Annotated in this window: 16 protein-coding genes; 5 read left to right on the forward strand and 11 right to left on the reverse strand. The window is 60.7% G+C overall.

Going from position 1 to position 16,685, the window contains the following annotated elements; all coding sequences use genetic code 11:
* Nucleotides 1-33: 33 nt before the first annotated feature.
* The 7 genes from rplB to ACLTXB_RS13705 all read right to left on the reverse strand — a co-directional run bounded on the left by rplB (nucleotide 34) and on the right by ACLTXB_RS13705 (nucleotide 5,533).
* Nucleotides 34-867 carry a 50S ribosomal protein L2 gene (gene rplB, locus ACLTXB_RS13675; RefSeq protein ID WP_020989773.1) on the reverse strand — a complete coding sequence of 278 codons (834 nt, stop codon included), beginning with the start codon at nucleotides 865-867 and terminating at the stop codon, nucleotides 34-36.
* A gap of 15 nt (nucleotides 868-882) precedes the next feature.
* Complete coding sequence (gene rplW / locus ACLTXB_RS13680; protein WP_008982632.1) at nucleotides 883-1,176, reverse strand: 50S ribosomal protein L23; 294 nt, start codon at nucleotides 1,174-1,176, stop codon at nucleotides 883-885.
* Nucleotides 1,176-1,796: a 50S ribosomal protein L4 gene (gene rplD / locus ACLTXB_RS13685; protein WP_008982633.1), complete on the reverse strand. Its 621-nt coding sequence runs from the start codon at nucleotides 1,794-1,796 to the stop codon at nucleotides 1,176-1,178. The genes rplW and rplD overlap by 1 nt, the downstream gene beginning before the upstream one ends.
* Nucleotides 1,797-1,815: 19 nt before the next feature.
* A complete protein-coding gene (gene rplC, locus ACLTXB_RS13690) occupies nucleotides 1,816-2,541 on the reverse strand; it encodes a 50S ribosomal protein L3 (RefSeq protein ID WP_428227390.1) in 726 nt (241 codons plus the stop codon).
* A 139-nt stretch (nucleotides 2,542-2,680) separates the two neighbouring features.
* Nucleotides 2,681-2,995, reverse strand: a complete 315-nt coding sequence (rpsJ, locus tag ACLTXB_RS13695) for a 30S ribosomal protein S10 (RefSeq protein WP_008982635.1) — start codon at nucleotides 2,993-2,995, stop codon at nucleotides 2,681-2,683.
* An 822-nt stretch (nucleotides 2,996-3,817) separates the two neighbouring features.
* On the reverse strand, nucleotides 3,818-4,924 hold the full coding sequence (locus ACLTXB_RS13700) for a PTS transporter subunit IIC (protein ID WP_428227391.1): 1,107 nt from the start codon (nucleotides 4,922-4,924) through the stop codon (nucleotides 3,818-3,820).
* 93 nt (nucleotides 4,925-5,017) lie between these two features.
* On the reverse strand, nucleotides 5,018-5,533 hold the full coding sequence (locus ACLTXB_RS13705; protein ID WP_110441716.1) for a transcription repressor NadR: 516 nt from the start codon (nucleotides 5,531-5,533) through the stop codon (nucleotides 5,018-5,020).
* Between the two features lie 172 nt (nucleotides 5,534-5,705).
* Here ACLTXB_RS13705 and ACLTXB_RS13710 point away from each other — a divergent pair, with 172 nt between their 5' ends.
* The 5 genes from ACLTXB_RS13710 to ACLTXB_RS13730 all read left to right on the forward strand — a co-directional run bounded on the left by ACLTXB_RS13710 (nucleotide 5,706) and on the right by ACLTXB_RS13730 (nucleotide 12,109).
* Nucleotides 5,706-6,392 (forward strand): hypothetical protein, encoded by a 687-nt coding sequence (locus ACLTXB_RS13710; RefSeq protein ID WP_428227392.1) that lies wholly within the window; start codon nucleotides 5,706-5,708, stop codon nucleotides 6,390-6,392.
* A gap of 117 nt (nucleotides 6,393-6,509) precedes the next feature.
* On the forward strand, nucleotides 6,510-7,952 hold the full coding sequence (gene proS / locus ACLTXB_RS13715; RefSeq protein ID WP_008982640.1) for a proline--tRNA ligase: 1,443 nt from the start codon (nucleotides 6,510-6,512) through the stop codon (nucleotides 7,950-7,952).
* A gap of 324 nt (nucleotides 7,953-8,276) precedes the next feature.
* Nucleotides 8,277-9,683 carry an alanine/glycine:cation symporter family protein gene (locus ACLTXB_RS13720; protein WP_428227393.1) on the forward strand — a complete coding sequence of 469 codons (1,407 nt, stop codon included), beginning with the start codon at nucleotides 8,277-8,279 and terminating at the stop codon, nucleotides 9,681-9,683.
* Between the two features lie 144 nt (nucleotides 9,684-9,827).
* A complete protein-coding gene (locus ACLTXB_RS13725) occupies nucleotides 9,828-10,496 on the forward strand; it encodes a response regulator transcription factor (RefSeq protein WP_428227394.1) in 669 nt (222 codons plus the stop codon).
* Between the two features lie 2 nt (nucleotides 10,497-10,498).
* Nucleotides 10,499-12,109, forward strand: a complete 1,611-nt coding sequence (locus ACLTXB_RS13730; RefSeq protein ID WP_428227395.1) for a sensor histidine kinase — start codon at nucleotides 10,499-10,501, stop codon at nucleotides 12,107-12,109.
* Nucleotides 12,110-12,125: 16 nt separating this feature from the next.
* Here ACLTXB_RS13730 and ACLTXB_RS13735 read toward each other — a convergent pair whose 3' ends face one another.
* The 4 genes from ACLTXB_RS13735 to ACLTXB_RS13750 all read right to left on the reverse strand — a co-directional run bounded on the left by ACLTXB_RS13735 (nucleotide 12,126) and on the right by ACLTXB_RS13750 (nucleotide 16,654).
* Nucleotides 12,126-13,487, reverse strand: a complete 1,362-nt coding sequence (locus tag ACLTXB_RS13735) for an MATE family efflux transporter (RefSeq protein ID WP_428227396.1) — start codon at nucleotides 13,485-13,487, stop codon at nucleotides 12,126-12,128.
* Between the two features lie 143 nt (nucleotides 13,488-13,630).
* On the reverse strand, nucleotides 13,631-15,487 hold the full coding sequence (locus ACLTXB_RS13740) for an FtsX-like permease family protein (RefSeq protein WP_428227397.1): 1,857 nt from the start codon (nucleotides 15,485-15,487) through the stop codon (nucleotides 13,631-13,633).
* Nucleotides 15,477-16,247 carry an ABC transporter ATP-binding protein gene (locus tag ACLTXB_RS13745; protein ID WP_428227398.1) on the reverse strand — a complete coding sequence of 257 codons (771 nt, stop codon included), beginning with the start codon at nucleotides 16,245-16,247 and terminating at the stop codon, nucleotides 15,477-15,479. Before ACLTXB_RS13745 ends, ACLTXB_RS13740 begins: the two co-directional genes overlap by 11 nt.
* A gap of 122 nt (nucleotides 16,248-16,369) precedes the next feature.
* The gene (locus ACLTXB_RS13750; protein WP_008982647.1) at nucleotides 16,370-16,654 is read right to left on the reverse strand and encodes a hypothetical protein; all 285 of its coding nucleotides are present in this window, start codon (nucleotides 16,652-16,654) and stop codon (nucleotides 16,370-16,372) included.
* Nucleotides 16,655-16,685 lie beyond the last annotated feature (31 nt).

A 16,685-nucleotide genomic window follows, 5' to 3' on the forward strand; every position in this document is an offset into this window, starting at 1 on the left:
TCTTGATACTTCTGCTCATCTTTTACTCCCTCCTTACTTGTCGTTGCGGCGCTTGACGATGAACTTATCGGTGCGGTTCTTGGTCTTGCGGGTCTTGTAACCCAGAGCGGGCTTGCCCCAGGGGGTAACAGGACCGGGACGACCAACGGGGCTCTTGCCCTCGCCGCCGCCGTGGGGGTGGTCATTGGGGTTCATGACGGAGCCACGGACGGTGGGACGCCAACCCATGTGACGCTTACGACCGGCCTTACCGATCTGGATGTTAGCGTGATCGGTGTTGCCAACCTGGCCGATGGTGGCCTTGCAGTTCTCACGGATATAGCGCACCTCGCCGGAAGGCAGACGCACCTGAGCCATGCCGTTCTCCTTAGCCATCAGCTGAGCGGCCACGCCAGCGGCGCGAACCAGCTGAGCACCCTTGCCGGGGTACAGCTCGATGTTGTGGATCATCTCGCCCACGGGGATGTTGGCGATGGGCAGGCAGTTACCGGGCAGGATGTCGGAGTCAGCACCGGTCATGATGATGTGACCGGCCTTCAGGCCGTTGGGGGCCAGGATATAGCGCTTCTCGCCGTCCTCGTACTGGATCAGGGCGATGTTGGCGGAACGGTTGGGGTCATACTGCAGGTTCAGAACAGTAGCCTTACCTTCCTTGTCGCGCTTGAAGTCGATAACACGATACTTCTGCTTGTTGCCGCCGCCGCGGTGGCGAACGGTGATGCGGCCGTAGCTGTTGCGGCCAGCGTGCTTCTTGAGGTTCTCAGTCAGGCTGCGCTCGGGCTTGGCCTTCTTGTCGATGCCCTCGAAGGCGGACACAGTCATGTGACGGCGGGAGGGCGTTGTGGGCTTAAAAGTTTTGATAGCCATTGTTCAATCTCCTCCTTACACCATGCCTTCGAAGAACTCGATGGTCTTGGAATCGGCGGTCAGAGTGACCATAGCCTTCTTCCAGCTGGGACGGCGGCCAGCGGGCCGGGCGCCCATGCGCTTCTCCTTACCCTGCATGTTCAGGGTGTTGACCTTGGCAACCTTCACGCCGAAGATCTCCTCAACCGCCTTGGCGATCTCGATCTTGTTGGCGTTCTTGGCCACCTCGAAGGTGTAGCGCTTCATCTCGGTATCAGCCATGGACTGCTCGGTGATGATGGGGCGCTTGATGATATCATAAGCGGTCATTACGCGAACACCTCCTCGATGATGGCCAGGGCGGCCTTGTCGATGACCAGGCGCTTGGCGTTGACAATGTCGTACACGCTGAGGATCTTAGCGGTGGTGGTCACCACGCCGGGGATGTTCCGGGCGGACTTGACCACGATCTCGTTGACCTCAGGAGTGATGACCACGGACTTGCCGGCCTCAACGGCGTTGAGGAAGTTGCGCATGTCCTTGGTCTTGATGGCGTCCAGCTTCAGCTCGTCGACCACCAGGATGTCGCCGGAGGCGGCCTTGGCGGACAGAGCGGACTTCAGAGCCAGGCGCTTCACCTTCTTATTCAGGGTGTAGCTGTAATCGCGGGGCTTGGGAGCAAACACGATACCGCCGTGAGTCCACTGGGGAGCCCGGGTGGAACCCTGACGGGCGTGGCCGGTGCCCTTCTGGCGCCAGGGCTTCTTGCCGCCGCCGGAAACCTCGGCGCGGGTCAGAGCGCTCTGGGTGCCCTGACGGCAGTTGGCCAGGTGGTTCTTGACCACCTCGTGGACAACAGCCTGGTTGGGCTCGATGCCGAAAACAGCCTCGGAGAGCTCGATCTCGCCGACCTGCTGGCCGGCCATGTTAAACACATTCGCTTTTGCCATGATTTACACTCTCCTTTCCTTACTTGTTGCGGGCGGAAGCCTTCTGGGGATTGCGGCCGGAAGCCTTCTGCGGGTTGTTGCTGATGCCGGCAGCACCCTTGGGCTCGAAGTACTTCTTCACGCTGCTGCGCAGGAACACCACGCCGCCCTTGGGGCCGGGGATGGCGCCGCGAACCGCGATGATGCCCAGCTCGGCGTCCACAGAGATGACGTCCAGGTTCATGACAGTGACCTGCTCGTTGCCCATCTGGCCGGCGCCGATCTTACCCTTGAAGATACGGGAAGGATCGCTGTTGGCGGCCATGGCGCCAGCGTGACGATGCACAGGGCCGGTACCGTGGGTCTCCTTCAGACGAGAAGCACCGTGACGCTTGATAACGCCCTGGTAGCCGTGGCCCTTGCTGATGCCGGTGACGTCCACGCGGTCGCCCGCGGCGAACACGTCAGCCTTCAGCTCGTCGCCGATCTCGTACTTGGAGCAGTCGTCCAGACGGAACTCCTTGAGGACCTTCTTCAGCTCCTCCAGGCCGGCCTTCTTCTGATGGCCAACCTCAGGCTTGGTCAGCTTGCGCTCGGGAACGGTCTGATAACCCAGCTGAATGGCCTCATAGCCATCCTTCTCGGCGGTCTTCTTCTGCACCACGGTGCAGGGGCCGGCCTCGATCACGGTCACAGGGACCACGTGGCCAGCTTCATCGAAGATCTGGGTCATGCCGATCTTTTTGCCGATGATCGCTTTCTCCATGTTGGATTTTCCTCCTATATAGGTTATTGGTTGGGCGAGTTACCCATTGGACTGGTATTGCTCGGCCAACTTGACCCGTCCGCCTCAATATGCGGCAGACAGCGGGTACACAAGGTAGTTGTTTGAGATCGCTGTGAAATTACAGCTTGATCTCGATCTCCACACCAGCGGGAAGCTCCAGGCTCATCAGGGCCTCGACGGTCTTGGGGGAGGGCTTGACCACGTCGATCAGGCGCTTGTGAGTGCGGCGCTCAAACTGCTCGCGGCTGTCCTTGTACTTGTGGACGGCGCGCAGGATGGTGACGACTTCCTTCTTGGTGGGCAGAGGGATGGGGCCGGAGACGGTAGCGCCGGTGCGCTTGGCGGTCTCCACGATCTTCTCCGCGCTCTGGTCGATGAGCTGGTGATCGTAAGCCTTCAGACGGATGCGGATCATTTCTTTCTGAGCTGCCATGGGTTGTTTCCTCCTTAATACATACGAAGTGAATTCCTTGTCCCTCGCTTCGTACGGTGAAGTTCCTGTCCACGTTCTCGTGCGTATCACTCCGTGGCATGAAAGAAACCGGCGTGCAAGCAGGCCGGTTCCACCCAGCTACAGCGATATACGCTGTGCCCAGGTCCTTCAGCCGCCCGATTCTAGCTCGGACATACTCCGTGGAAGTTACCTCATTTCTGAGCAATCTCCCACATCATCGCAGTTGCCCCCTTAACAGGGACTCCAGTATGATACATCAACACCCCCGTGTGTGTCAAGGTGTTTTTTCAAAAAATTTTGCCCGTTTTCACGGAGTTTCTCTGGTTTGCTTTGGTGATGTTTGATAGGGGCAACCTTGTTCCTTTTTGCTTGCCCAAAAAGGAACCAAAAAGGCCCCAGGGGTGTGGCTCCGACGAACGCCTCGCCATAGGTGGGCGTTTATAGTCACCACACCCCCTGGACCCCCGTTTACGGGGGACGCCCTCCAAAGGGACGGGAAATTTCTTCCGGCGACCTAAGACAAGATCTTGCGCCCTTCTTGCCTCGGCCCACTGGGGCCTACAAAGTGAAAATTTAGAATATATGCAGTTGAAATGTCACCGCCTAGTCCGGCAAAGCTGTGGCAGCTGGGCAATCGATAACGACCGAACCAAACAGGTAAAGGAACCCGCGCCGCAGGGCGGAATCTACATATAATATAAAAGGTGGGAGCGACCTGAGCAGTCACTCCCACAAAAAGTCTCTCTTACGGGCGCAGAAGGGAAACGAAGTTTCGCAGAAAATTCTTTGTCAACTTTCTTTTTAAGAAAGTTGAAGATCGCCTTCTTTGATCCAACCGATCTTGCGGAAGAAGATGCCGAAGGCCCAGCACAGGACAGCAGGCAGAATAAAGGAGATAAGAATCAGCCCCGCCCAGTCAAAGGCCGTGGGCGCAATGGCAACCGCGCCGTTGGCCAGGGCCTGCTCGCTGGGAGCCACCCAGCCCGTCCAGACGCCCAGCTGTCCGCACAGGCCGCAGGTGCCCATACCCGAGTTGATGGGCGCGCCGTTCATCTCCAATTTGAACAGGCAGGTGGCAATGGGCCCCGTAATCGCGGAGGTGAGAATGGCAGGCAGCCAAATTCTCGGATTGCGCACAATGTTGGGCATCTGGAGCATGGACGTGCCGATGCCCTGGCTGACCAGGCCGCCCCAGCCATTCTCTTTAAAGGAGAGCACCGCAAAGCCCACCATGTTGGCACAGCAGCCCGCCACGGCGGCTCCTCCTGCCAGTCCAGTGAGAGTGAGGGCGGCACAGATGGCCGCCGAGGAGATGGGCAGAGTGAGGGCAATGCCCACCAGAACAGACACCAGCATCCCCATCCAGAAGGGCTGGAGCTTGGTGGTCTGCATAATGAGCTGTCCAAAGGCACTGGCCGCCCCGCCGATGGGGGGCGCGATGATCCAGGCCGCACCGATGCCGATGAGAATGGTAACGATAGGAGTGACCAAGATGTCGATCTTGGTCTCCTTGCTCACCGCCTTGCCGAATTCCGCGGCAATGATGGCCACAAACAGGACGGCCAGCGGCCCTCCTGCCCCACCCAGGGCGTTGCAGGCGTAGCCCACCGTCACAAGGGAAAAGAGCACCATGGGCGGCGCCTGGAGGGCATAGCCGATGGCCACCGCCATGGCCGAGCCGCTCATAAAGGAGCACAGCCCACCCACGGTGTAGCCCACGTCATTGATGGTAATGATCTGGGCGGTAAGAAACGGAATCCCGAACTGGGTCCCCAGGGTGTTGAGGATGGTACCAATGAGCAGCGAGCAGAACAGGCCCTGGGCCATAGCGCCCAGAGCGTCGATGCCGTAGCGCTTGGCGGAGATGACAATGTTCTTCCGCTTCATAAATTCCTGTAAGCGTCCCATAGAATTCTCTCCCAAACAAAATGTGGTATACAGGTGTCAAGACACGTGTATACCACATTGTACCGGATATTTCCGGTTTGTCAACCTATTTCTTTATTCCCCCGGGTAGAGAAATCCCTCTGCCTTCAATCCAGCCAGCACCCGGCGGTAGCTGTCCTCGTCAGGACAGCGCAGGGTGTGAAGGTGGACTCCCCCGGTTAGATCTGACAACGGTCTGGCCTTCCGCTGAGAAACCAGACGGACAAACTCCTGCACATCATACCGGGAAGCCAGACGCAGCTGTCCCGTAAGCTGGCCATACACCGGGTGCTCCACCACCACATCCATCACCTGGCAGCCCTGATCCACCATGATCTCCAGCTCCCGGGCCATGGCCTCCCCCGGATGGACACAGGCCACAGTGCGCACCAGCCCGGTGGTCTCTTTGGGCAGCACGTAACCCCGTGGGGTGGCGGCGATGTCCAGCCCTGCCGCCCGCAGCAGGGCCACGTCCCCCACAATGATCTGGCGGCTGACGGAGAATTCCCGGGCCAGGGCAGCGGCACTCACCGGCGCTTTGGCCTCCTCCAAAATATGTGTGATTGTCTTTCTTCTGTGTGCAGCGTCCATGGCCGCACCTCCTGTCTGTTTGGTTGTCATGACAGGAGTGTACCACATCCCATCTGCGCGGGCAAGGTTGACTTTCCCGCTTTCTTCCTTTAAAGTTAAAGTATCCAAGATTCGGACCGGGCGGTTCCCCGCCTGCCGCCACCCCCGCGCAAGGAAAGAGAGGAGATCGTCTATGAAAAAACGCCACTTGTTTGCCGGAATTCTGGCCTGCGCGCTGACCCTGACCCTCGCTGCCTGCGGTCTGTCCGGATCGGACGTGACCACCTATATTCAGGGGGAGCTGGACTGCACCTACAAAGGCCAGTACAGCCAGGAATATCTGGACCTGGTGGACGGCATGACGGAGGAGGACGCCAAGCAGCAGTATGAGGACAACGCCCAGGCCGAGGCCCAGCGTCTGCTGAACTATCTGGAGGTCTTTTACCCCAACGACGAGGTCAATGAGCGGGCCACCCAGCTGGTCAAGGACATCTATGCCAAGGCCCAGTACTCTGTGGGCGAGGGCAACAAGCTCCAGGGCGGAGACTTTGCCGTGGAGGTCATCCTCTCCCCCATCGAGGTGTTCCATCTGATCCCCGATGAGACGTACGCCGAGATCTGGAGCCAGGTATGCGCGGACAACGGCACCACTCCCGACGAGGCCAGCACCCTGAGCGAGGCGGACTATCAGGAACTGGACGCGGAGTACGCCCTGCGCATGATCGAGAAGGTGGAGCAGGTCCTGCCCCAAGCCACCTACGGCCAGGACCAGTCGGTAATGCTCCAGCTGAAGCTGGACGGGGACTACTACTCCCTGGTGTCCAGCGGCTGGACCACGCTGGACGACATGGTCATCGACTACACCGGAGACTACATGTAACCCTGCCCTGCCCCCTCCCTTTTGCGGTTTCCGCCTTGACTTTTCCAGCCGAAATTTATACAATAAACGGTACGAGTTTTCCAAGCCCGATCTTAATAGAAAAGGACTGATTTTGATATGGCTCAGAATAACAAGAAGCAAGTGGAGCAGATCACCGATATGGAGGTGGACTTCGCCCAGTGGTACACCGACGTGTGCAAGAAGGCGGAACTCATTGACTACTCCTCCATCAAGGGCGTGTTCATCTACCGTCCCTACGGCTACGCCATCTGGGAGAACATCCAGGCGGAGCTGGACAAGCGGTTTAAGGAGACCGGCCACGAGAACGTGTACCTGCCCATGCTGATCCCCGAGAGCCTGCTGCAGAAGGAGAAGGACCACGTGGAGGGCTTTGCCCCCGAGTGCGCCTGGGTGACCTACGGCGGCAGCGAAAAGCTGGAGGAGCGCTACTGCATCCGTCCCACCTCTGAGACCCTGTTCTGCGAGCACTACAAGAGCATCATCCACTCCCACCGTGACCTGCCCAAGCTGTACAACCAGTGGTGCAGCGTGCTGCGCTGGGAGAAGACCAGCCGTCCCTTCCTGCGCCACCGTGAGTTCCTGTGGCAGGAGGGCCACACCATGCACGCCACCGAGGAAGAGGCGCGCCAGGAGACCCAGCAGATGCTCAACATCTACGCCGACTTCCTGGAGAACGTACTGGCCATGCCCGTGGTCAAGGGCCGCAAGACCGACAAGGAGAAGTTCAACGGCGCTGAGGAGACCTACACCGTGGAGTGCATGATGCACGACAAGAAGGCTCTCCAGTCCGGCACCAGCCACTACTTCGGCGACGGCTTCGCCCGCGCCTTTGACATCACCTTCACCGGCAAGGACAACCAGCTCCACTACCCCCATCAGACCTCCTGGGGCGTGTCCACCCGTATGATCGGCGGCATCATCATGACCCACGGCGACAACAACGGCCTGGTGCTGCCCCCCCGCATCGCTCCCATCCAGGCTATGGTCATCCCCGTGGCCCAGCACAAGGAGGGCGTGCTGGACGCCGCCACCGACCTGCTCAACCGTCTGAAGGCCGCCGGCATCCGTGCCAGCATGGACGCCTCCGACCAGTCCATGGGCTGGAAGGCCGCCCAGTATGAGATGAAGGGCGTGCCCCTGCGCGTGGAGATCGGCCCCAAGGATATGGAGAAGGGCCAGTGCTGCATCTGCCGCCGTGACTCCGGCGAGAAGATCTTCGTGCCTCTGGCCGAGCTGGAGACCACCGTGCCCCAGCTGCTGGACGCGGTGCACAACGGCCTCTACGAGCGGGCCAAGAAGAACCTGGAGGACCACACCCGCGTGTGCCTGACTCTGGACGAGGTCAAGGAGTTTATGGAGACCGAGGGCGGCTTTGCCAAGACCATGTGGTGCGGCGATCTGGAGTGCGAGCTCAAGATGAAGGAGCAGGCCGGCGTCACCTCCCGGTGCATGCCTTTGGAGCAGGAGAAGGTGTCCGACACCTGCGTGTGCTGCGGCAAGCCCGCCAAGCACATGATCCTGTGGGGCGTGGCCTACTGATCCCTTTATTTCCCGATGATTTCCCCCGTCCCGGGCCTTTTGCCCGGGCGGGGGAATTTTGTTTCCGGCCATTCCCACCGAAGCGCGCGCACAAATGTGAACTTTCTGTGTACTTTTCACAAAGTTCAGCAACTTCCACAGATTGTTCTGGCTTTTATCCACTTTTTCCTGTATAATAAGTCCACATAAAGGCCCCGCGTTCCGTTCCCCTTCGGCACGCAGGGCTTCCTTGCGCCCTGTGAGACGCCGGGGCCGAGAGGAGGTCTGAACCGCGTCTGTTGTCGGAGAGAGAACTTCACCATTTAAGAAAGTGAGTGTGTTGTCATGCTTGATATGATCATCAATGAGATCAGCAACATCATGTACTCCTACCTGCTGATCATCCTGCTGCTGGCAGTAGGCCTGTACTTCACCTTCCGCACCAAGTTCATCCAGTTCCGTATGTTCGCCGAGTCCATCCGCGTGGTGGGCGAGAAGCCGGACAAGGCCGGCTCCATCTCCTCCTTCCAGGCTCTGATGGTGTCCACCGCCTCCCGCGTGGGTACCGGCAACATCATCGGCATTTCCACCGCCATCTGCCTGGGCGGCTTCGGCGCCGTGTTCTGGATGTGGATCATCGCCATCATCGGCGGCGCTTCCGCCTTCATCGAGTCCACCCTGGCTCAGATCTACAAGCGCCGCAACCCCGAGACCGGTGAGAGCTACGGCGGCCCCTCCTACTACATCGAGGCTGCCCTCCACTCCCGTCCCCTGGCCGTCATCTTCGCTGTGGCCCTGATCCTCACCTACGCCGGCGGCTTCAACATGCTGGCCTCCTACAACCTGCAGTCCACCTTCAGCGGCTACTCCTTCTATAACGCAGAGAGCACCCCCTGGGTCATCGGCGCCATTCTGGCGGTCCTGGTGGGCTACTGCGTCATGGGCGGCGGCAAGCGCATCATTAAGTTCACCTCCACCCTGGTGCCTTTCATGGGCGGCCTGTACGTGCTGGTGTCCCTGGTGGTGCTGGTGATGAACATCGGCAACCTGCCCTATGTGTTCGGCCGCATCTTCTCCGAGGCCTTTGACTTCCAGGCTATCTTCTCCGGCTTTGCCGGCTCTGCCATGATGTACGGCATCAAGCGCGGCCTGTACTCCAACGAGGCCGGTGTGGGCTCCGCTCCCAACGCCGCCGCCTCCGCCAACGTCAGCCACCCCGTCAAGCAGGGCCTGGTGCAGATGCTCTCCGTGTTCATCGACACCCTGCTCATCTGCTCCGCCACCGCCTTCATGCTGCTGTGCTCCGGCGTGGAGCCCACCGCCGAGCTGGAGGGCGCTCCCTATGTTCAGGCTGCCCTGTCCGCCACCTTCGGCCCCATCGGCCCCATCTTCATCACCGTGGCCATGGTGCTCTTTGCCTTCACCACCCTGATCGGCAACCTGTACTATGTGGATAACTGCCTGGCCTACATCGTGAAGAAGGTCCCCGCCAAGGAGTTTATGATCCTCTTCCGCATCGACGCCATGATCCTCATCTTCATCGGCGCCGGCATGCAGATCAGCACCGTGTGGAACCTGGCCGACGTGCTCATGGGCATTATGGCTATCCTGAACCTGCCCGTCATCGTCATCCTGGCCCGTCCCGCCCTGGCTGCTCTCAAGGACTACACCACCCAGAAGAAGCAGGGCAAGAACCCGGTCTTCAAGGCTGCCAGCATCGGTCTGAAGGAAAAGACCGACTACTGGAACTAAGCAAATTTTTAGCAAAGCGCCGTGGAGCAATGCTCCGCGGCGCTTTTTCTGCGTTGCGCGAAAAAAGGTTCCGGGTTATGATGGAATGGACATAACTTGGACACAGGCAGGGTGTACCCTGAACACAGAAAGGGAGGATGGGCGATGGACCGGATTCTTGTGGTAGAGGACGAGCGAGCAATGCGGGAGATCATCCGGGACTATCTCATCGCCCACGGTCTGGAGTGCGATCTGGCCCGGGACGGCCAGGAGGCCCTGGAGCTTCTGGAAGAGCAGGACTACGACGCGGTGGTGCTGGATGTCCTCATGCCCAGGCTGGACGGCTTCGGGGTGTGCCGGGCAGTGCGCCGCCAAAGCTCTGTGCCCATTTTGTTCCTCACTGCCCTGGGCGGCGAGGAGGAGACACTCCGTGGCTATGCGCTGGGAGCGGACGACTATGTAACAAAGCCCTTCTCCCTGGCCGTGCTGCTGGCCAAGCTCCAGGCTCTCATCCGCCGCAGCCGGGGAGAGCGGAAAACCGGTGTCCTCTCCTGCGGGGCCATCCAGGTTGACACCGGCGCCCGCCGGTGTACGGCAGCGGGACAGGAAATCAAGCTCTCCCCCCGGGAGTACGAGCTGCTCCTATGCCTTCTGCGCAATCAGGGGCAGGTGCTCTCCCGCGCCCAGCTTCTGGACAAGGTGTGGGGGCTGGACTTTGAGGGGGACGACCGGGCGGTGGATGTACGGGTGCGCAGTCTCCGCGCCGCCCTGGGTAAGGCAGGCAAACAGATCAAGACGGTATTCAAGGCGGGCTACCGATTGGAGGAGGGATGACCATGAAGCGGCTCAAGCGGATTTTTACCGGCACACTCCCCCTGTTTTTGCTGCTGTGGGCGGGGATGATGGGGATTTTATGGGGACTGAGCGGACAAAAGCTGAAGGGTGAGGTCCAGCTTGCCGTCCAGTCCGCCTGCCAAAACGCCGAGAGTTACTACCAAAGTGTGTGGTCCGGAGAGGCCACAGAGGCCCGGAAGCTGGCTATTCTCGCCGGCTGGCTGGAACACAAGCTCTATCCGTACGACGGGGTGATTCAATTTCGTTTCTATACCGCTGACGGTCAGGAACTGGCCCGCAGCCAGCTGGCCAACAGCCGCGCCTCCCTGCCCGGGACGGGGGTATACGACTGGCATCTCTGGCTGGACCCAGTACTTAGCTCCGAGGAACAGCTGGAACTGGCTCAGCAGCTGCAAAAAGATCCTGAGCTGAGCCGCTTCTTCGGCACCGTGGGAAATCTGGTCTCAGAGGAGGAGACGGACGAACGCTGGTGCGATGTGGTAGGCGTGGCGGACGAGGAGCGGCAGGTCCTCTATCCCAAGACCATTACCTATGTCTACGCTGACCAGGAAATCACCCTGGTGGACACCGACAGCAGCTTTTTTGACGGGAAAGAGCTGACCACCATGCGGTTTGAGGGGGTAAACCTCTATTCCGCTCTGGTAGGGAGCAGCGCCTCTCCCCAGAAGATGCTGGAGCAGTGGCAGCAGTTAGAAAAGCGGGTAGACCTCCTGTATGCCGGAACGGACGACCTGCCCAGCACCTACGCCTCCGCCTCCGACGGTTTCACCACTTACTGTTTCCCCCTTTCCGACGGCACCATCCTGGTCTACTCCTACTCCTACGACTTGGCATCGCTGGTTGTGGAGGAGCTTTGGCCCACCGCCCTGTTTACTCTGCTGGCCGCCATTGCCATGGCTCTCTTTACCGACCACCGCCAGCGCCGGGCCATCCAGCGGGAACGGGACTTTGCCAGGGCGGCAGCCCACGAACTGAAAACCCCCCTGGCCGTCCTCCGTGCCCACGCCGAGGCCCTGCGGGAGGACATCGCCCCGGAGAAGCGGGATCAATACTTGGACGTGGTACTCTCGGAGAGCGACCGCATGTCCGCTCTGGTGGGCAGCCTGCTGGAGCTGGCCCGGACGGAGGCGAAAGGGGTAGCGAAAAAGGAACCGGTGGAGCTGGCCGCCCTGGTACGGGAGGTGTTTGCCCCTCTTGCCCTGCCCCTGGAGCAGAAACATCTCCAGCTTCAACTGGAGCTGGAGGAGGTATCCCTCTCCGGGGACCGGGCACGGCTGGAGGAGGCGGTGGAAAACCTGGCCTCCAACGCCCTGCGCCATGCCGATTCCGGCGGAACCGTACAGGTCTCTTTGGAAAAGTTGGGCCATCGCGCCCGCCTCACCGTGTACAACGACGGGCCCAACATCCCGTCCGAGGACCTATCCCGGCTTTGGGAGCCCTTCTACCGCGCCGATCCCTCCCGCAGCCGGGACAGCGGCGGCACCGGCCTGGGATTGGCCATCGTTTGGAAAACCGTGGAGGCCCACGGCGGCCGGTGTTGGGCGGAGAACCGCCCGGTTGGCGTGGCCTTTGTTCTGGAACTGCCGATATAAAAAGAACCCGAAGCTATCAGGCTTCGGGTTCTATTTCGTAAATCTTTCGCAACCGGTTAATGCTGCCCATGCAGGCGGGGATCAGGAACAGGTCGGCGCACACCCAGGCCGCCGGGGAGGCGAAGCAGGCCGCCGTATAGCCAAACATAGGCACAAAGATGACGCCCACCGCCGTGCGGGCGATCATCTCCATCACGCCCGCCAGAATGGCCAGGCCGCTGAAGCCCATACCCTGGATGGAGAAACGGACAATGTTCACCAGGGCCAGCGGGAAGAAGAAGGCGGTGAGGGTACGGATGTACTGGGCGGTCAGATCCACCAGGGTGGCAAGCTCCGGCTCGGTGGGGTCCAGGAAGAGCATGGCCCCCTGGGGCGCAAAGAGCAGCATGCCGCCGAAGGCGATCAGCGCATAGATGAGTCCCAGCAGCGAGCAGGCCCGCACGCCCTTTCCCAGGCGGTCCAGCTTGACCGCGCCCACATTCTGGCCGCAGTAGGTGGCCATGGTGGCACCCATGGCGTCGTAGGGACAGCCCAGCAGCTGGAACAGCTTGCTTCCCGCAGCCACACCCGCCACATAGAGGCTGCCCAGGCTGTTGACGGCGGACTGGAGGAAGATGGAGCCGATGGCGGTGATGGAGTACTGAAGCCCCATGGGTACCCCCATGAAGCACAGCGCCCGGCAGGAACGGATGTCCAGCTGCCGTTCCTCCCGGCTCACGTGGAGGATGGGGAACTTTTTCACCATGTACACCAGGCAGGCCAGGCCGGACACTCCCTGGGACAATACGGTGGCCAGAGAGGCTCCCGCCACCCCCAGCCGGAACACCAGGATAAAGGCCAGGTCCAGGCCGATGTTCAGCACCGAGGACATGGCCAGGAAATAGACGGGCGTCTTGCTGTCTCCCAGGGACCGGATGATGGCCGCCAGCAGGTTATAAAGGAAGGTGGCGGGGATGCCCATGAAGATGATGAAGATGTACCAGTAGGCCCCCTCATAGATGTCGGCGGGGGTATTCATGACAGTGAGAATGGTACCGCACAGCAGACCGGTGGCCACGGTGAGTACCGCGGCAAACGCGATGGCCAGCCAGGCGGCGTTGGCCACATACCGGCGCATCTGGCTATAATCTCCCGCGCCCATACGCTGGGCCACCGGGATGGCAAAGCCGTTGCACACGCCCATGCAAAAGCCGATGACAAAGAAGTTGATGGAGCCGGTAGAGCCTACCGCCGCCAGAGCGGTGGCGCCCAGCAGCTTGCCTACAATCATGGTGTCCATCATATTGTACAGCTGCTGGAACAGCATGCCCAGCAGGGTGGGCAGCGCAAAGCCCAGAATGAGCCGCATGGGGTTGCCGGTGGTCAGGTCCTTGGTCATACGCGTTCTCTCCTTGGACAATCTCCCCAGGGGGGATTTGGATTCCGGACTATTATAGCCATTCCCCACCGGCCTGAACAGATGAAATTTTTCCTAAAATTTTGCCCATTGGCCCCGGGGGCCAATGGGCAATTTTGATCGATTCAGCGCCGCGCTCCCGTTCCCTGGAGAGCCAGGCGGCGGCAGGCCAGGGCGGTGGCCAGGAAGTAGCCGCCGTACACCACCAGCAGCATGAGGGCGGTGACGGCGGTGCTCTGGAGAGCATCCACTTTGCCCGCCTGGGCAATGAAGTCGTTGGCCGCCTTCATACCCACCACGCTGTGAATGAGGGCCAGGGCCAGCGGCAGCAGGAAGGCGAGAGCCACCTGCTCCACGGCGCAGCGGGACACCATGCTCTCCTGAGCACCCAGGCGGCGCAGGATGGCGTAGCGCCCGGCGTTGTCCGCCCCCTGGCTCAGCTGCTGCAAGGCCAGCACCGCCGCGGCAGCCAGCAGGAAGGTGATTCCCAGATACACCCCTAGAAACAGGGCCAGAATCTTATTGCCCACCAGCTCCTGATAGAGCATGATCCGACTTTCCGTGCGGGTGAGGCAGGTCTGGGGCAGCTCAGTCAAAGCGGAGACCAGATTGGCCTCGGTTTCCTCCGCGTCCCCGGCGTAGTCGGCCACCCAGATTTGGCGGCGGACCTCCAACTGGTCCAACATAGTGTCATCTACCACTACCATGTCCATGCCCAGGCCGCCGTTTACCAGGCGGCATACCTCCTCCCAGGGGATAGAGGCGGGTAGGGTGCCGGTGTAGTGACTCTCTCCCTGGCGCTCCCGCAGGGCGTTGTAGTCGGTGAGGCTGATGACGCCGGAGGAGTAGAGTCCGGTGACGGCGGTGTCCCCGTAGTAGATGAGGAAGTCCCGCTGCCAGGACAGCTTTTCCGACGTATCAAACCCGGCGGCGTTCAGCTCGCCGTCAAAGTCCACCTGCTGCACATCCCCGTTTTGATTCTGAATGGTGATGTCGAAGGGGGCCTGGTCCTGAGCCAAGGCGTCCAGGGTGGAGTTAAGGCCGATGGAGCTGGCAGTGATGCCCATGGCCAGCAGCAGCAGGATACAGATGACGGTCTGGGCCAGGTAGGTGGAGTGGACCTTGCTCATCCACTCCCGCAGGGTGAAGAGGTTCAGGTTTTTATAGTAGAAACCGGGGTGGCTCTGGGCCAGCCGCAGCACAAAGCCGGACAGAGACCGGAAAATGAGCAGGGTACCTACCGTACCCAGGGCCAGCATGGGCACACAGAGCATGGGCATGGCCAAAATCATCATGCCGAAGGTGAGCAGCATGACATAGGCCACCCCCAGGCACACTACCCCCAGCACACACTGGAACACCGCCCACGTTAAGGAACGCTGGCGCAGGGGCTCGTTGCGCCGGTCCCCCTGCATCAGGTCCAGCAGCTTGGAGCGGGACACCTGCACGCCGCTGAGCAGCATCACCAGCAGGAAAATGAGGCCGAAGTACAAGATGGTCTTGCCTGCCGCCGCCGGGGAGAAATGCAGGCCCAACATGCCGTCCATGGAGATCTGGAACATAGACAAAGTAAGCTGGGACAGCCCCAGGGAGGCCAGCACGCCCAGCCCCAGACCCAGCACCAGAGACACCAGGGCCACCAGCCCGGTCTCCAGCACCAGCACCAGGGACACCTGCCCCTGGCCCAGACCTAGTAAGAGGTAAGTACCCAGCTCCCGCTTGCGCCGCCGCAGCAAAAAGCGGTTGGCGTAGAGAATGAGGCAGGCCAGCACCACCGCCACAAAGACGGAGAAGATGCTGATGCAGGCCTGGATCACCTCCACCATGGGGCTGCCGTTTTGGGCCAGGTAGACCATAGCGCCCTGGCCCTCCAGGGAGTTAAAGGTGTAGAAGAGACACACGCCGAAGGTGAGGGTGAGCAGATACACCCCGTAGTCCCGGAAGGACCGGCGCACGTTGCGAAGAGCCAGCTTAAAGAACATCTTCCATCTCTCCTCCCAGCTGGGTGACCACCCGGATAATGGTTTGGAAGAAGGTACGGCGGTCCTCCCCCTCGCCCCGGCGCAGCTCCTTAAAGATGCGGCCGTCCCGCAGGAAAACCACCCGGTGACAGCAGCTGGCGGTAAAGGCGTCGTGGGTAACCATGAGGATGGTGGCTCCCCGCTCCCGGTTCAGGACCTCCAGCCGCTCCAGCAGCATCCGGGCGGACTTGGAGTCCAGCGCGCCGGTGGGCTCGTCGGCCAGCACCAGGGCAGGGCGGGTGACCATGGCCCGGGCGGCGGCACACCGCTGCTGCTGGCCGCCCGACATCTGGTAGGGGTACTTCTGCAGACACTCCGAGATGCCCAGCAGAGAGGCCATCTCCTCCACCCGGCCTTTGATCTCCCCCGCCGGAGTACCTACGATAGACAGGGACAGGGCAATGTTTTCAAAGGCGGTGAGGGTATCCAGCAGGTTGCAGTCCTGGAAGATAAACCCCAACCGCTCCCGGCGGAAACGGGTGAGCTCCTTGCCCCGGAGTTTTGTCAATTCCTGTCCGTCCACCTGGATGGAGCCGGAGGTGGGTCGGTCAATGGTGGAAATGCAGTTTAAGAGGGTGGTCTTGCCGGAGCCGGAGGCTCCCATGATACCCACATATTCCCCCGCCGCCAGAGACAGACTTACCCCGTCCAGGGCGCGGGTGGCCGCGTCCCGGCGGCCGTAAATTTTGACCAGGTCGGTCACTTGCAGCAAATCAGACATGCGATGATCCTCTCCTTTTGGCCGGACAGTTCCGGCTTGAACTGTATGAGAGGATAACATACAGTTTGTGCAAATCCTTGAAAGGTTTTCTTAGGTTTCTCTTAAGAAGTTTGGAAGATTTTTTATAGCAGGAACAGTGCGGCATACCAGGCCGCAGAAGCAGCCGCCGCTCCAGCCGCCCCCCAGATGGGGCCCCGGAACCGGTCCAGCCGTTCCAGCTTCCGGTTCCAGGCCCGTCCGCTCTTCAAATAGCCGTCGGCGGCCTGGCGGGCCTGACGGATCACCTGGTCGGCGCTGACCCCTTCCCGGGCCAGAGCCTCCTCTTTCACGATAAAGATTGCCTCCTCAAAGAGCTTGGGGTCGGGGGACTTGACCAAAATCACCTGGCGGGTGATTCCCTTTACCATCTCCATCACATCCTTTCCCGGGGCGCGGCCC

Source organism: Flintibacter sp. (genome assembly GCF_046973065.1).

What these genes read in the sequence shown, in the direction of transcription:
- rplB (WP_020989773.1), bottom strand. Translation starts at nt 867, where the DNA reads ATGGCTATCAAAACTTTTAAGCCCACAACGCCCTCCCGCCGTCACATG.
- rplW (WP_008982632.1), bottom strand. Translation starts at nt 1,176, where the DNA reads ATGACCGCTTATGATATCATCAAGCGCCCCATCATCACCGAGCAGTCC.
- rplD (WP_008982633.1), bottom strand. Translation starts at nt 1,796, where the DNA reads ATGGCAAAAGCGAATGTGTTTAACATGGCCGGCCAGCAGGTCGGCGAG.
- rplC (WP_428227390.1), bottom strand. Translation starts at nt 2,541, where the DNA reads ATGGAGAAAGCGATCATCGGCAAAAAGATCGGCATGACCCAGATCTTC.
- rpsJ (WP_008982635.1), bottom strand. Translation starts at nt 2,995, where the DNA reads ATGGCAGCTCAGAAAGAAATGATCCGCATCCGTCTGAAGGCTTACGAT.
- ACLTXB_RS13700 (WP_428227391.1), bottom strand. Translation starts at nt 4,924, where the DNA reads ATGGGACGCTTACAGGAATTTATGAAGCGGAAGAACATTGTCATCTCC.
- ACLTXB_RS13705 (WP_110441716.1), bottom strand. Translation starts at nt 5,533, where the DNA reads ATGGACGCTGCACACAGAAGAAAGACAATCACACATATTTTGGAGGAG.
- ACLTXB_RS13710 (WP_428227392.1), top strand. Translation starts at nt 5,706, where the DNA reads ATGAAAAAACGCCACTTGTTTGCCGGAATTCTGGCCTGCGCGCTGACC.
- proS (WP_008982640.1), top strand. Translation starts at nt 6,510, where the DNA reads ATGGCTCAGAATAACAAGAAGCAAGTGGAGCAGATCACCGATATGGAG.
- ACLTXB_RS13720 (WP_428227393.1), top strand. Translation starts at nt 8,277, where the DNA reads ATGCTTGATATGATCATCAATGAGATCAGCAACATCATGTACTCCTAC.
- ACLTXB_RS13725 (WP_428227394.1), top strand. Translation starts at nt 9,828, where the DNA reads ATGGACCGGATTCTTGTGGTAGAGGACGAGCGAGCAATGCGGGAGATC.
- ACLTXB_RS13730 (WP_428227395.1), top strand. Translation starts at nt 10,499, where the DNA reads ATGAAGCGGCTCAAGCGGATTTTTACCGGCACACTCCCCCTGTTTTTG.
- ACLTXB_RS13735 (WP_428227396.1), bottom strand. Translation starts at nt 13,487, where the DNA reads ATGACCAAGGACCTGACCACCGGCAACCCCATGCGGCTCATTCTGGGC.
- ACLTXB_RS13740 (WP_428227397.1), bottom strand. Translation starts at nt 15,487, where the DNA reads ATGTTCTTTAAGCTGGCTCTTCGCAACGTGCGCCGGTCCTTCCGGGAC.
- ACLTXB_RS13745 (WP_428227398.1), bottom strand. Translation starts at nt 16,247, where the DNA reads ATGTCTGATTTGCTGCAAGTGACCGACCTGGTCAAAATTTACGGCCGC.
- ACLTXB_RS13750 (WP_008982647.1), bottom strand. Translation starts at nt 16,654, where the DNA reads ATGGTAAAGGGAATCACCCGCCAGGTGATTTTGGTCAAGTCCCCCGAC.